Below are 12,833 nucleotides of genomic sequence, written 5' to 3' on the forward strand. Positions count from 1 at the left end.
TAATAGGGGCATCATTTTAAGAAAGCAAGGAGTTAAGATATGAATATCGTAGTTTTGGCAGGCGGACTGAGTACTGAGAGAGATGTATCCTTTAAATCAGGAGATATGGTTTGCAAGGCTTTGCGGAGTCTGGGACACAAGGTTTTGCTGTTGGATGTATTTCTGGGTTACCATGATACAGAGGAAGATATTAGTGATATTTTTGAACATACAGAGGAAGCAAGTGTGGAGGTGTCAGATATTCCGGATACGGCACCGGACATCGCGGCGGTCAAGGCTTCCAGAGCAGACCAGTCAGACTGCTTCTTTGGACCGAATGTGATCGCGATCTGCCGTAAAGCGGATGTGGTCTTTATGGCATTGCACGGCGAGAACGGTGAAAATGGTAAGGTGCAGGCAGCCTTTGACCTGTTTGGCATCCGTTATACGGGAAATGGCTATTTGAGCAGTGCGATCGCTATGGATAAGGGAATTTCCAAAGAATTTTTTAAGTCTTACGGTGTTCCTTGTCCCCAGGGATTTTCCCTGAGCGTGGAGGAGGCAGACGCACCGAGACAGCCACTGGCTTATCCGTGTGTGGTAAAGCCGGCTTGTGGCGGATCTTCCATCGGTGTTTCTATCGTGCACAATGAGACGGAGTACAAAAAGGCATTAGCGGATGCTTTTGTCTGGGAAGATCAGGTTGTCATAGAGGATTATATCCAGGGGCGCGAGTTCTCTGTCGGTGTTATCGAGGGTAAGGCACTCCCGGTCATTGAGATTGCACCGATCCAGGGATTTTATGATTATAAGAACAAGTATGCAGCAGGCAGTGCGGTAGAGACCTGTCCGGCAGATTTACCGGCGGATATTACGGCACAGATGCAGCGCTATGCCGAAATGGTTGTGGAAGCCCTGGGCTTGGAGACCTATTCCCGTATGGACTTTTTACTCAATGAGAAGGATCAGATCTTCTGTCTGGAGGCAAATACACTGCCAGGCATGACACCGACCAGCCTTTTACCGCAGGAGGCAGCCGTTATAGGCGTAGACTTCCCGGCACTCTGTCAGCAGATCATTGATATCTCGCTCAAAAGATTTGAAAAGTAGAGGTAGACATAGCATGAGAAATATGACATTAGAAAAGATTGCACAGGCATTGGGCGGCAGGCTTTACGGCGCAGAGGGATCTGATCTATCCGATCGAGAGGTGCAAGGCGTTGTCATTGATAACCGTCAGGTCGAGAAAGATTATCTCTTTATACCGATCCGTGGGGCGCGTGTGGATGGACATTCCTTTATTGGGGATGCCTTTGCCAAGGGGGCGCTTGGCGTCTTATCAGACCGTGTCTTAGAAGATGCAGCAGGACCTTATATTGTAGTAAAAGATACCGAGCAGGCACTGAAAGATCTGGCGGCATATTACCGGGAACAGATCGATGCCTATGTCATTGGCATTATCGGCAGTGTGGGCAAGACCAGTACCAAGGAAATGGTTGCTTCCGTCTTAGGACAGCACTTTTCGGTCTTAAAGACCCAGGGCAATTTTAATAACGAGATCGGTCTACCGCTGACCCTCTTTTGTATCCGTCCATCCCATCAGGTTGCAGTCGTTGAGATGGGAATTTCCGATTTTGGCGAGATGGATCGATTGGGTGTCATGGCAAGACCGGATATGGTCATTATGACCAATATCGGACAGTGCCATCTGGAAAATCTGAAAACCAGGGATGGTATCCTCAAGGCAAAGACAGAAGTTTTTGCCCATATGCCGGCAAGCGGGCGAGTCATTTTAAATGGGGATGACGACAAATTGCAGCAGGCAGATACCTTGGGCATGGAGAAGCATTTCTTTGGTTTGCAGGGGCAGGAGTTTTTTGGATCTGCGATCGCAGGACATGTGGATCATGTGGATGCCTTGCTTCATACACCGCAGTGGGAACATGCTGTCAGCATTCCGATCCCGGGAGAGCACAATGTCTATAATGCACTGGCGGCGACCGCAGCAGGCACACTTCTGGGCTTGTCCGAGCAGGAGATTCTTGCGGGGATAGAGCAGGTGGAGACCATAGCCGGACGCAACCACTTTATCGAGGCACATGGCATGACTGTGATCGATGACTGCTACAATGCCAACCCGGTGTCCATGCGCGCTTCCTTAGAGGTGCTGGGACATGCGGCAGGACGCAAGGTCGCTATCTTAGGCGACATGGGAGAACTCGGTGAGAACCAAGAGATGCTCCATTATCAGGTAGGGCAGGTTGTTGCGGAAAATGGCATTGACCTGCTTTTGACAGCAGGAAAACTTGCTGGACAGATTGTACGCTATGTGCAGGAACATGGAGACAAAACGCAGGCGATCGCCTATGCTGACAAGGAAGCCCTCTTGGCAGACCTGGATCAGCACATAAAAAAAGGAGACACCATTTTGATCAAGGCGTCTCACTTTATGAACTTTACGGAAATCGTAAAAGTAATTACAGAATAAGATCTTTATCTTCAGAAAGCATATCTGCGATAACACTTTGTGTGTAAGCGCCGATGTGCTTTTTTTGATCCGCTTCTAACTGATCCGGATAGATCGGCTTGCCATAGTGAAAGACAACGGTCGTCTTTTTGACAAATGGCATATGGTTGCGCAGGATCTCATCGGTGCCTGTGATGGCAACCGGGATAATGGCACAACCGGTCTTGGTGGAGATCTTGAAAGTGCCCTCCTTGAAAGGTGCCATCTGACCGGTCTTGGTACGCGTTCCCTCCGGGAATACAAAGATGGAGATACCACGCTTGATATCATCGATGGCTGCGAGGATCACACGCAGACCGTCTCTGGGATTGGTACGATCCAGAAAAAGGCAGTGAAGCCTGCGCATCCATACGCGCAGGAGTGGGATTTTCTCAAGATTATCCTTGGCGATAAATCCGGTCAGCCCCGGACAGTGTGTATAACCGATCACGACATCAAAGATGCTACGGTGGTTGCCAACATAGACGACGGCTTCCTCGGCAGGGATATTTTCTGCGCCCTTGACGATGACATCAGTGCCGCAGATGCCGATGATCGTGGAAAAGGCCCACTGCACAATGCGCAGACTGCTCAACTCGGCTCCTTTTTTATTGATCTTGCCATAAAGCCATTCGATGCCAAGCACAGGAATGCCAACGACTAAAAAGAGAAAGGCAAATAATAATGCCATAATGGCTCGTAACATAGTAACCACCCTCCGTGTCAAAAACTTTTTCTTAATCATAAATCATATATTCCAAAATTACAATCTTCATATTCAAAAAGTCACCGCATATAATTTGAAAAAAACCATGGGGTAATTTATGAAGCGAAGATGCTTACTCATTTTTTGCTGCCTTTGTCTCTTGCTGATGGCAAGCGGATGCAGTTTACAGACCAAGGAAAAGAAACTGCGAGATGTGGAATATACGGTTCTGGGAACCGACCATATCCCACAGGAATTGCGGGAAAAGATCGATCAGGTCAAGACGGAGGAATTTCAACTGACCTATGATGACGGACAGTATCTGTATCTGGCGAAGGGGTATGGTACGCGCGAGAGCAGCGGTTATAATATCAGCGTAAAAGATTTATATCTGACGGAACATACCATTGTCTTTGAAACGCAGATCAGCGGCCCGACGGAAGGGGAGGATGTCAGCCGGAGGGAAACAACGCCGTATATCGTGGTAAAGACGGAGATCTTAGACGGTCAGGTGGTCTTTCCATAAGAGGGCAAAGTTATTTGTAAAGATAAATCGTTCGTGATAAGATAAGGGCAATAGAGGGAGACGTACAAGGGAGGATAAGGGATGACAAGAGAAGAAACAAAAGCAGCCGTGAAGGCGTTACTGATCTCGGATGAGGATTTTGCAGCAAGACTGGAAGATACGATCAAGCCATGGGTGGCAGAACATCTGCAAGAGGAATACTTTACCAGTTTTGATGGTACGCGCATACATACGCATTATGCCATCCATCCAAAGGAAAAGGCATCCATCGTGATCTCACATGGATTTTGTGAATTCGCAGGGAAATTTCACGAGGTCATGTATTATATGTATGAAATGGGCTATTCCGTCTTTTTCATCGAGCACCGGGGACATGGATTTTCAGACCGTGCGGACTGCATCCATGAGTGGGATCGCGTCTATGTCAAGGACTATGGGGAATATGTGCAGGACATGCATGAATTTATGGAACAGGTGGTAAAAAAGCACAGCCTGACACATAAGTATTATCTGTATGCACATTCCATGGGCGGTGCCATTGGAACCCTGTTTTTGGAAAAATACCCGGAGGTCTTTGAGAGGGCAGTATTGTCCAGCCCAATGTTACAGGTGAATTTCGGCAAAAACCCGACCTGGCTGGTCAAGGTGCTGATGGTGCTTTCCAAGATCCTGCGCTGGGACTTAAAATATGTGCCGGGCCAAAAGGGCTTTGACCATGTATATGTGTTCGCAACCAGCAGTTCGACTTCGGAACCGCGCTATGCCTATATTTTCAACCAGCGTGAGCAAGTGCCGCAATATACGAGTTATGGCGGTACCTATGCCTGGACCAGGGCATCCATCAAGGCGACCAAGCAGATCGCACGGGATGCAGGAAAGGTACAGATCCCGGTATTACTCTGTCAGGCAGGCAGGGACACCATGGTAAGAGCGGAAGGACAGGAGTATTTTGCAAAAAATAGCGGAAATACCCGGATCGTGCGTTTTCCGGACTCCAAGCATGAACTTTTTACGGCGACCTATGACATCATGTTACCGTATTACGAGGAAGTCTTTGACTTTTACGCTGAGAAGTGATATAATACCACAGATGCGTTTCGCAAGACGAGACCATGTTAGGAGGTACATTGTTCATGGAACATTCAGATTTTGATAAAGTACGCGCTTCTGTTAAGCAGCAGTGTGGCAACAAGGTCGTGATTCAGCTGGATAAGGGACGCAACAAGGTAGACATTCAGGAAGGCATTATTCAGGAAGCCTATCCAAGCGTGTTTACGATCCTGACAGATGATACCGAGGAGAAGCCTTCTCAGTTGTTATCTTTCAGTTATACGGACATCATTACAAAAGAGATTCGCATGAAGTTATGTTAATTTCATAAGAGCAGGGAACCGGGCAGATCTGTCCGGTTCTTTTTTATCAATAAGAAAATAATCATATCCGTCTGTTTTGTCTCATATCTTATATACAAATACGACAAATGGTGGGAATGGTATGGAGTTAGAGACAAAGGTAATACATAAAAATAAAATGCCAATCGAGGTCATGTCGCAGTTGATCGCAGAGGAGGATTACAATCTGCCGGAGTATAAGCCGGACATCAAGTATGTGATCAAGAGCCATGGAAATATCGTGGTAGAGGAGGTCGTGCCGGAGGAGGAATATGTCAGCGTCAAAGGCAAGATGCAGTTTGCCATTTTGTATCAGGGAGAAGGTGGGGAGAGCCTGGTAGACCAGGTAAACGGATCCATCTCTTTTACGGAGCGCCTGCATGTCGAGGGGGCTATGCGGTCGGAAAACGTGACCGTGAGAACACAGATGGAAGATCTGGGCGTGGTTGTGATCAATTCACGCAAGTTGTCTCTGCGGGGACTGGCAAATGTGACTGTCTGCATCTGCGAGGGCGTGGAACTGGAACTGCCGCTTTATTGTGAGTGTCCGGCAGAGTACCAGGTGCAAAAAGAAGAAAGACGTATCTTAAAATACGTGGAAGGACGGGGCGATCGTCTGCGCTTTAAACAGGAAGTGACCCTGCCCAAGGAAAAACCGGATATCCATATGCTTTTGTGGCAGGATGTCCGTTTGGAGCAGATGAGCATACGACAGAATAATGAGGGGGTGGAGATCGCCGGTATGTTATATCTTTTTGCCCTGTATGAGACAGGGCAGGAGGAAAAGTATGCCTGGTATGAGACCAGCCTGCCGGTCTCTGCGCAGATGGAGTGTGACATTCCGCTGACGGATGGCTTCTTTCTGGTAAAACAGGTGCGGACCCAGACCATGCTGGAACCGAGAGAGGATCTGGACGGTGAACTGCGCAATCTGGCGGCAGAGTGCAGTATGGAGGTGGAACTCTTTATCTGGCAGGAGGAGGAGATCGCCCTTTTACAGGATGCCTATTGTATGGCGAGAGAGTTACATGTGCACCGGCATGAGGAAGAACTCTGGCAGGTGGCAATGAAAAATGAGGCACTTTTCACAGCCGAGGGGCGGCAGACGATCAGCGCCGGAAAGGAAGTTCTTTATCTGTGTGATACGCAGAGCCAGGTGCATTTACAGGAAGTGCATCTGCAAGGAGGCAACATTGCAATCAAGGGAGTCTGTGAGGTGGAAGTCCTATATGCGACAGCAGGTGAGACCCCGCCTTTTGCCAATGAGCGCATGACGATCCCTTTTGCCGGAGAGATCGAAGCCGGAAATGTCCGTGAGGGAGATTATATAGATGCCGAGGCCCGGGTTTACCGCACCCAGTCTTCCATGGCTGATGCCATGGCACTGCAATGCCGGGTGGAGATCCAGGTGACCATCATGGCGTTTGAGCGCAACCGCTTGCAGATCCCGGATGATCTGGTGGAAGAACCTCTGGATCTGGAAAAATTACAGAAAGAGCCGGGCATGATCGGTTATGTCGTGCAGGAGGGGGATGATCTGTGGTCGATTGCCAAACATTTTCACACGACCAGACAGGAATTGATGGAAACCAACGATCTGACGCAGGAGACCTTGCAGAAAGGACAAAAACTGCTGGTGATGAAACATATTTATCTGATGTCTTAAGATGGTTTTCTAGTATTTTCCGGTTGCAAATGCTTGCGCTTTTTTCTATTATAATATAAGGAACACTGCGTCTGTAAAAGAAGGGAAAGAGGCGCAAGCATAAGAACAAATGAGGTGCACATGAAAAAAATTACTTTACATAAAGGGGGACGGGGAGTGCTGGCGGTATGTCTGGCAGGATCCATGCTTTTCACACGTCCAATGCAGGTGAGCGCTGTCCGCAGTATCTCCGAGATCGAGGAAGAGCAAAGCAGTATCCAGTCAGAATTGAACGGACTGGATGCAGACATGGTTTCCCTGGTTACAGACATGACCAATCTGGAATCCCAGATCACCAGCAAAACACAGGAGATCGCAGATGCCGAGGCTACCCTTGCCGAGGCGCAGGCAGCCGTAGATCAGCAATATGCTTCCATGAAAGTCCGTATCCAGTATATGTACGAGAACAGTGACGAAAATATCATGACGGTTCTTCTGGAGTCCGGCAGTATTTCGGACTTTTTGAACCGTCTGGAAAATATCAATGCGGTCTATACCTATGACCGTACGGTCCTTGGAAACTATCAGGCGGCAAAGGATGAGGTGGAAGATCTTAAGGCTTCTCTGGAGGAAGAAAAGGCTTCCTTAGAGGCAAATAAGACACAACTTGCCAACCAGCAGGCACAGTTAAATGCCATGATCTCAGAGAAGCAGGGAGAGATGGCAGACATCAAGTCAGAACTTGCCGATGCCAAGGCTCTGGCAGCCAGACAGGCAGAACTGGAACGCCAGCGTCAGTTGGCGGCACTGACCAACAATACCAACAGCTCCAATAATGGAGGCAGTGGAAATACGGGAGGCAATACAGGGGGCAGCACCAACAGCGGCGGCAATCTGAATCCGTCAAATACAACGGGTGTCAGCGGAAGCGCCGTGGTAGCCTTTGCCAATCAGTATGTCGGTTATCCTTATGTATGGGGCGGAACAGACCCGAATACAGGGGCAGACTGTAGTGGATTTGTATATTATGTTCTCAAAAATTTCGGTATCAATTACGGACGTCTGACCTCTTACGGATGGCGTAGTGTCGGACAAGAAGTCAGTGTCAACAATATGCAGCCGGGAGACATTGTATGTTATGCAGGACATGTGGCGATCTATGCCGGCGGCGGTCGTATCGTTGAGGCACAGAGTACCTCTGCCGGTATCACCAATAACCGGTCTGTCTATTGCCATAATATCATTACCGTTCGACGTGTGTTATAATACAAAGGCAGGATATGGGGAGAAAGGCGCATAAGATGAAACGGATGGCGAGAAATATTATCATTGCGATCATTATAGTGGCTGTCATCTGCGGTCTGGTATATTCCTGGCAGAGCCGTCAGCAGTTGGACTATCGGGATTGTCTGGAAGAAACGGCATTTACGGTAGACGGTCAGGCGGTGCAGATGAAATGGCTGGGATTTTATGTTGTCTATGAGGAACGCGAGGTAGAAAAGCAGGCGCAGATCTATCATGCCGACAATACAGCTGATTACTGGAATCTCCATGTGGATGGTCATTTTATCCGGCAGGATGCCAAGGACACGATTATGCAGATGGCGATCCATGATTATATTTATTATCAGAAGGCACAGGCAGAAGGGATGACGCTGGATGCCTCCGAACAACGCAGTCTGGAGAATACGATCTCGGATTTCTGGATGGATCTTTTAGATGATCAGGTGGACAACCTTCCGGTGACAGATGAGTATATCGTCGAGACTATGCAAAGGATTGCGCTGGCAGAAAAATATCAGGCAGCCCTGGCTGCAAAAAAAGACAGGTCATACACCTCTTATTCCTGGAATGGCGGCTACTATAAGAAATGGCTGGCAAAACAGGATGTAGAGATCAATGATAAGATATGGGACCGTGTGTCGGTTGGGAATATCACCTTAAAACACGACAAAGTAAATTATGTAAACGGTCAGGATGAAAAGGATAGTGATGAAAATGAAAATCGGAAGAAATGATCCATGCTGGTGTGGAAGCGGAAGAAAGTACAAACAGTGTCATGAGGCGTTCGATCATAAGATCGCGTCCTTTGAGAGAGCGGGACATATCGTGCCACCGCATGAGATTATCAAGACACCGGAGCAGATCGCGGGGATCAAGGAGAGTGCCAAGATCAATATTGCCTGCTTGGATGAGGTGGCAGAGCAGATCCATGCCGGTATGAGTACACAGGAAATCGATGATATTGTCTATCGCGTGACGACAGAGATGGGAGGCATCCCGGCACCTTTGAACTATGAAGGATTTCCAAAGAGTGTCTGCACATCCATCAATGATCAGGTATGCCATGGCATTCCGTCGGAGGATGTGATCTTACAGGATGGGGATATCATCAATGTAGATTGTTCTACTATTTTGAACGGCTATTTTTCAGATTCTTCACGTATGTTTATGATCGGCGATGTCAGCCCGGAGAAACGCAAACTGGTCGAGGTTACAAAGGAGTGTGTGGAACTGGGGCTAAAAGAGATCAAACCATGGTCATTCATGGGAGATGTCGGAGCCGTTGTTTGTCAGCATGCAGCAGAAAACGGTTATACCGTTGTGCGCGAGATCGGTGGACATGGTTGTGGTCTGGAATTCCATGAGGAACCATGGATTGGCTATCATACAAAGCCGGGAACGGAAATGCTGATCGTACCGGGTATGACCTTTACCATTGAGCCTATGGTTAATGCCGGAACAGAGCGTATTTATACGGATCAGGAGAACGGCTGGGAAGTCTACACTTTAGACGGAGAGCCGTCTGCACAATGGGAATATCAGGTTGCTGTGACAGAAGACGGCGTGGAGGTGCTTTCTTACTAGATGAACAAGCGTATTTTGTTTGTGCATACCAGAGAACTCTGTTATTATTCCGGGTCTTACTTTTTGCAGCAGATGCAGAAAGAGGTCGCAAAACTCGGCATAGAAAGCCAATATTTTAGCCTGGGACAGGATCCTTCCTCTTTGGAGGGGATTCTGGGCAGGCATTATGATGGGGTAGTGGATATCAATTCCAAACTACCCTATTTTGTATTGGAGGATGACCGGCGTTTTTTGGACGTTCTGGGTGCACCTTTTTATAATTATATTGTGGATCATCCCCTCTATCATCATCCGGGGCTGACTTTTCCTTTGAAAGATTATCATGCCATTGCCATTGATCATTGCCACAAGTCTTACATGGAAAAGTATTATCCGCACTTGCAGCAGGTGGCTTTTTTACCGATCGGGGCGACGCAGAGCAGACTTGCAGATGTCATCCCTTACGAAAAACGGCAGATTCCCCTTTTATTTCTGGGAACTTATGAATCGAAAGATGGCATGCTGGAAAAGTTCAGGGCTTTGTGCAGGAAGACCTTTGCAGACCAAAAGATCCGGCAGGAATTTTATGATCTTGGCATGGCGCTTTTGGAAGTCATGCTGGCGGGCAAGGAATCGGCAAATGGAGAGCGGGTAGAGATACCAATGGAAGAAGCCCTGGCGGGCATTGTGGATCAGGAAAAATTGCAGGCAGGGGCTTATGGCACCAGGGATTTTGCGGTTCTTATGAATTATCTTTACCTGATCGATAAATATGTGCGCAATGCCAGAAGACACAAGGTACTTTCTTATGTGGCAGACCTGAAAGTGCCGCTGACTCTTGTCGGGGAGGGCTGGGAAAAAGTGCCGCTGGCAGGGCAGGCACAGGTAAGGCTTCTAGGGGCGAAGCGGATCGAGGAGACCTATGATCTGCTGGCAGATGCCAGACAGGTGCTGGATGTCAATCCGCTTTTTGCCGACGGCGTGCACGATCGTGTGACCTCTGCCATGATAAACGGCTGTCTGTGCTGCAGCGACATGTCCGTGACTGCGGATCCCGCCATGGGGGACGGCAGACATTTCTGTCATTACAGTAACTGGAATCTGGATCCGCTGGGTTATGCCCTGACCGGAATGCCACTGGGGCAGCAGGAAGAAATGGCTGGGCGGGCAAAGACCTATGCCGTAGACCATTATTCTTGGCAGGCACATGCAAAGAAACTCTTAGACCTGATGCAGATCAGACCATAAAGGAAAACATACAAAAGGCGGGCAACCATACATCTGTGATGGGCACCCGCCTTTAGTAATGTTCTGTTGTCGTATTGTCCAATGGACGATACCTCTCTTTCTTTTCAATTATCTATTGCACTCGTTAATATGTATCTCCTATCTAACAAGCCCTGTAATTGCATATGCTTCTCAATTTCTAATAATTTTATTAAGGACTAAGACTGTCCGCGCCTGAAAGTGCTACTACCTTGTTAAATAAGATTCTGATCTATACCAATCAGAGTGGTTAAGATAAGGATGAAAATTCTGGTGGTCTGTACCTCCTTTGCTTAAATTTTATCGCTGATACGAGAAACGTTCTATTCGTTGTGCTCGTTCTTTGTTTGTGACTATATAATATCTCATAATTATCATATTGTCAATAATAAATTAGAAAATATTAAAATAAATATTAAGATGTCGCAATATTCAGAAAACTACGAGTGAACCATAAGAAGGGGATTGCATATGATAGATTACGGAGGTGGCATATGGAGCAAAAGGAGATTGTGGCAGAAGAAAAGGTCATCGACAAAAGTACAGGAGTAGGTATCCTGATCGTGGATCAAAGGCAGGTCTACATGGCAAAATTACTGGAAGAAAGAGGCTATCGTCTGATCACATGGGATCTGCGCGAAGGTCAGATGCCGCGGGGCAAAGATCCTATCTGGTGCGCGGGAGTCCTGATCCTGCCGGTCCCGGTCAGTCGTGTGCAGGATTTGGCGCGTCTGGAACAATGCCTGATCATGCACAGATACGACATAAAAATGTGTATTGGCGGGGCATTTCCGCAGGAGTTGAAAGAACTTTTGGATCAATATGAGATCCCATGGATGGATGTTCTGACGGATTCTGGGGTGGCGATGAAGAATGCGATCGCTACGGCGGAAGGATGCATTGCTGAACTCAGCCGTCTCATGCCGGTCAATATTGAAGATGCCAACATTATTGTCATGGGCTTTGGAAATTGCGGCAAACCGATCGCGGAGAAACTTTATTGCATGGGGGCGCATGTTTCTGTGGTGGCACGGAGTGAAAAAGCCTTATCCATGGCGCATTACTTTGGCTTTATGGATTATCCCATGGATGCAGCCATTCCATACACAGAGGCAGATGCCATCATCAATACGATCCCGGCACTTGTTATCACAAAAAAGGAGATCGATCTTTTACATGAGGATGCGGTCGTGTTAGACATTGCATCAGCGCCGGGAGGATGTGACAGTGCCTATTGCAAGGAAAAGCATGTGCCTTACAAACTGGCATTGGGACTGCCGGGACTGTATTGCCCTAAGACCAGCGCCATGATACTGTTAGAAGCCATGCCTTTTGGCTATAAGCCGAACCGGGAGAAATGGAAGTCATAAATGAGAGGAAGAGAAATGGATTTTTCAAAATACACCATTGGATTTGGTATTACAGGTTCTTTTTGTACGCATGAGAAGATCAAAAAAGAAATACAGAGGCTGGTGGATCTGGGGGCGACGGTCATTCCTGTCTTTTCCTATCAGACACAGTCCTTGGATACCCGTTTCGGAAAGGCGGCTGATTTTATGCAGGAGGTCGCCGAGATGACCGGAAACAAGGGGCTGCGTACCATTACGGAGGCAGAACCCATCGGACCCAAAGGACTTTTGGATGTCATGGTCATTGCGCCATGCACGGGAAATTCCTTGGCAAAACTGGAGGCGGGGATCACGGATACGCCGGTGCTCATGGCGGCAAAGGCGCATTTGCGGAACAACCGTCCGCTTGTCATTTCCATCTCGACAAATGATGCCTTGGGGATGAACTTTAAAAATATCGGAAAACTCATGTACATGAAAAATATATATTTTGTGCCTTTCGGACAGGATGATTATGCCAAGAAGCCGTCCTCCATGGTGGCAAAGACCAAATGGCTGCCGGAAACGATCGAGGAGGCACTGCGGGGAAGGCAGATCCAGCCGGTACTGCGATGAAAA

At 47.9% G+C, this 12,833-nt stretch carries 13 protein-coding genes; 12 read left to right on the plus strand and 1 reads right to left on the minus strand.

Annotated features, from left to right (window positions below; translation table 11 throughout):
* The first annotated feature begins 39 nt into the window (after nucleotides 1–39).
* The gene (locus tag DW183_RS08235; RefSeq protein WP_118281518.1) at nucleotides 40–1,089 is read left to right on the plus strand and encodes a D-alanine--D-alanine ligase family protein; all 1,050 of its coding nucleotides are present in this window, start codon (nucleotides 40–42) and stop codon (nucleotides 1,087–1,089) included.
* Nucleotides 1,090–1,102: 13 nt separating this feature from the next.
* Nucleotides 1,103–2,467 carry a UDP-N-acetylmuramoyl-tripeptide--D-alanyl-D-alanine ligase gene (locus DW183_RS08240; protein WP_118281519.1) on the plus strand — a complete coding sequence of 455 codons (1,365 nt, stop codon included), beginning with the start codon at nucleotides 1,103–1,105 and terminating at the stop codon, nucleotides 2,465–2,467.
* Here the strand turns inward: DW183_RS08240 and DW183_RS08245 are convergent.
* Nucleotides 2,457–3,191 carry a lysophospholipid acyltransferase family protein gene (locus tag DW183_RS08245; RefSeq protein WP_118281520.1) on the minus strand — a complete coding sequence of 245 codons (735 nt, stop codon included), beginning with the start codon at nucleotides 3,189–3,191 and terminating at the stop codon, nucleotides 2,457–2,459. The two genes, DW183_RS08240 and DW183_RS08245, sit on opposite strands and share 11 nt — an antisense overlap.
* A 118-nt stretch (nucleotides 3,192–3,309) precedes the next feature.
* Here DW183_RS08245 and DW183_RS08250 point away from each other — a divergent pair, with 118 nt between their 5' ends.
* The 10 genes from DW183_RS08250 (at nucleotide 3,310) to DW183_RS08295 (ending at nucleotide 12,830) form a co-directional block, all read left to right on the plus strand.
* Nucleotides 3,310–3,717: a protease complex subunit PrcB family protein gene (locus DW183_RS08250; RefSeq protein WP_118281521.1), complete on the plus strand. Its 408-nt coding sequence runs from the start codon at nucleotides 3,310–3,312 to the stop codon at nucleotides 3,715–3,717.
* Between the two features lie 81 nt (nucleotides 3,718–3,798).
* The gene (locus DW183_RS08255; RefSeq protein WP_118281522.1) at nucleotides 3,799–4,794 is read left to right on the plus strand and encodes an alpha/beta fold hydrolase; all 996 of its coding nucleotides are present in this window, start codon (nucleotides 3,799–3,801) and stop codon (nucleotides 4,792–4,794) included.
* 56 nt (nucleotides 4,795–4,850) lie between these two features.
* Nucleotides 4,851–5,090 (plus strand): Veg family protein, encoded by a 240-nt coding sequence (locus DW183_RS08260; protein WP_118281523.1) that lies wholly within the window; start codon nucleotides 4,851–4,853, stop codon nucleotides 5,088–5,090.
* A gap of 121 nt (nucleotides 5,091–5,211) precedes the next feature.
* A complete protein-coding gene (locus tag DW183_RS08265; RefSeq protein WP_118281524.1) occupies nucleotides 5,212–6,774 on the plus strand; it encodes a DUF3794 and LysM peptidoglycan-binding domain-containing protein in 1,563 nt (520 codons plus the stop codon).
* 120 nt (nucleotides 6,775–6,894) lie between these two features.
* Nucleotides 6,895–8,019, plus strand: coding sequence for a C40 family peptidase (locus DW183_RS08270; protein ID WP_118281525.1), 1,125 nt, complete (start codon nucleotides 6,895–6,897; stop codon nucleotides 8,017–8,019).
* Nucleotides 8,020–8,063: 44 nt separating this feature from the next.
* Nucleotides 8,064–8,771, plus strand: coding sequence for a hypothetical protein (locus DW183_RS08275; protein ID WP_147403373.1), 708 nt, complete (start codon nucleotides 8,064–8,066; stop codon nucleotides 8,769–8,771).
* The gene (locus DW183_RS08280) at nucleotides 8,746–9,621 is read left to right on the plus strand and encodes a methionyl aminopeptidase (protein WP_118281527.1); all 876 of its coding nucleotides are present in this window, start codon (nucleotides 8,746–8,748) and stop codon (nucleotides 9,619–9,621) included. Before DW183_RS08275 ends, DW183_RS08280 begins: the two co-directional genes overlap by 26 nt.
* Complete coding sequence (locus DW183_RS08285) at nucleotides 9,622–10,848, plus strand: hypothetical protein (protein WP_118281528.1); 1,227 nt, start codon at nucleotides 9,622–9,624, stop codon at nucleotides 10,846–10,848.
* Between the two features lie 512 nt (nucleotides 10,849–11,360).
* Nucleotides 11,361–12,236 carry a dipicolinate synthase gene (locus tag DW183_RS08290; protein WP_118281529.1) on the plus strand — a complete coding sequence of 292 codons (876 nt, stop codon included), beginning with the start codon at nucleotides 11,361–11,363 and terminating at the stop codon, nucleotides 12,234–12,236.
* Between the two features lie 15 nt (nucleotides 12,237–12,251).
* The gene (locus DW183_RS08295; RefSeq protein WP_118281874.1) at nucleotides 12,252–12,830 is read left to right on the plus strand and encodes a dipicolinate synthase subunit B; all 579 of its coding nucleotides are present in this window, start codon (nucleotides 12,252–12,254) and stop codon (nucleotides 12,828–12,830) included.
* Nucleotides 12,831–12,833: the final 3 nt, after the last annotated feature.

The sequence above is a fragment of the Roseburia sp. AM16-25 genome (assembly GCF_003473825.1).
In the GTDB taxonomy this organism is placed as follows: Bacteria; Bacillota; Clostridia; order Lachnospirales; family Lachnospiraceae; genus Pararoseburia; species Pararoseburia lenta.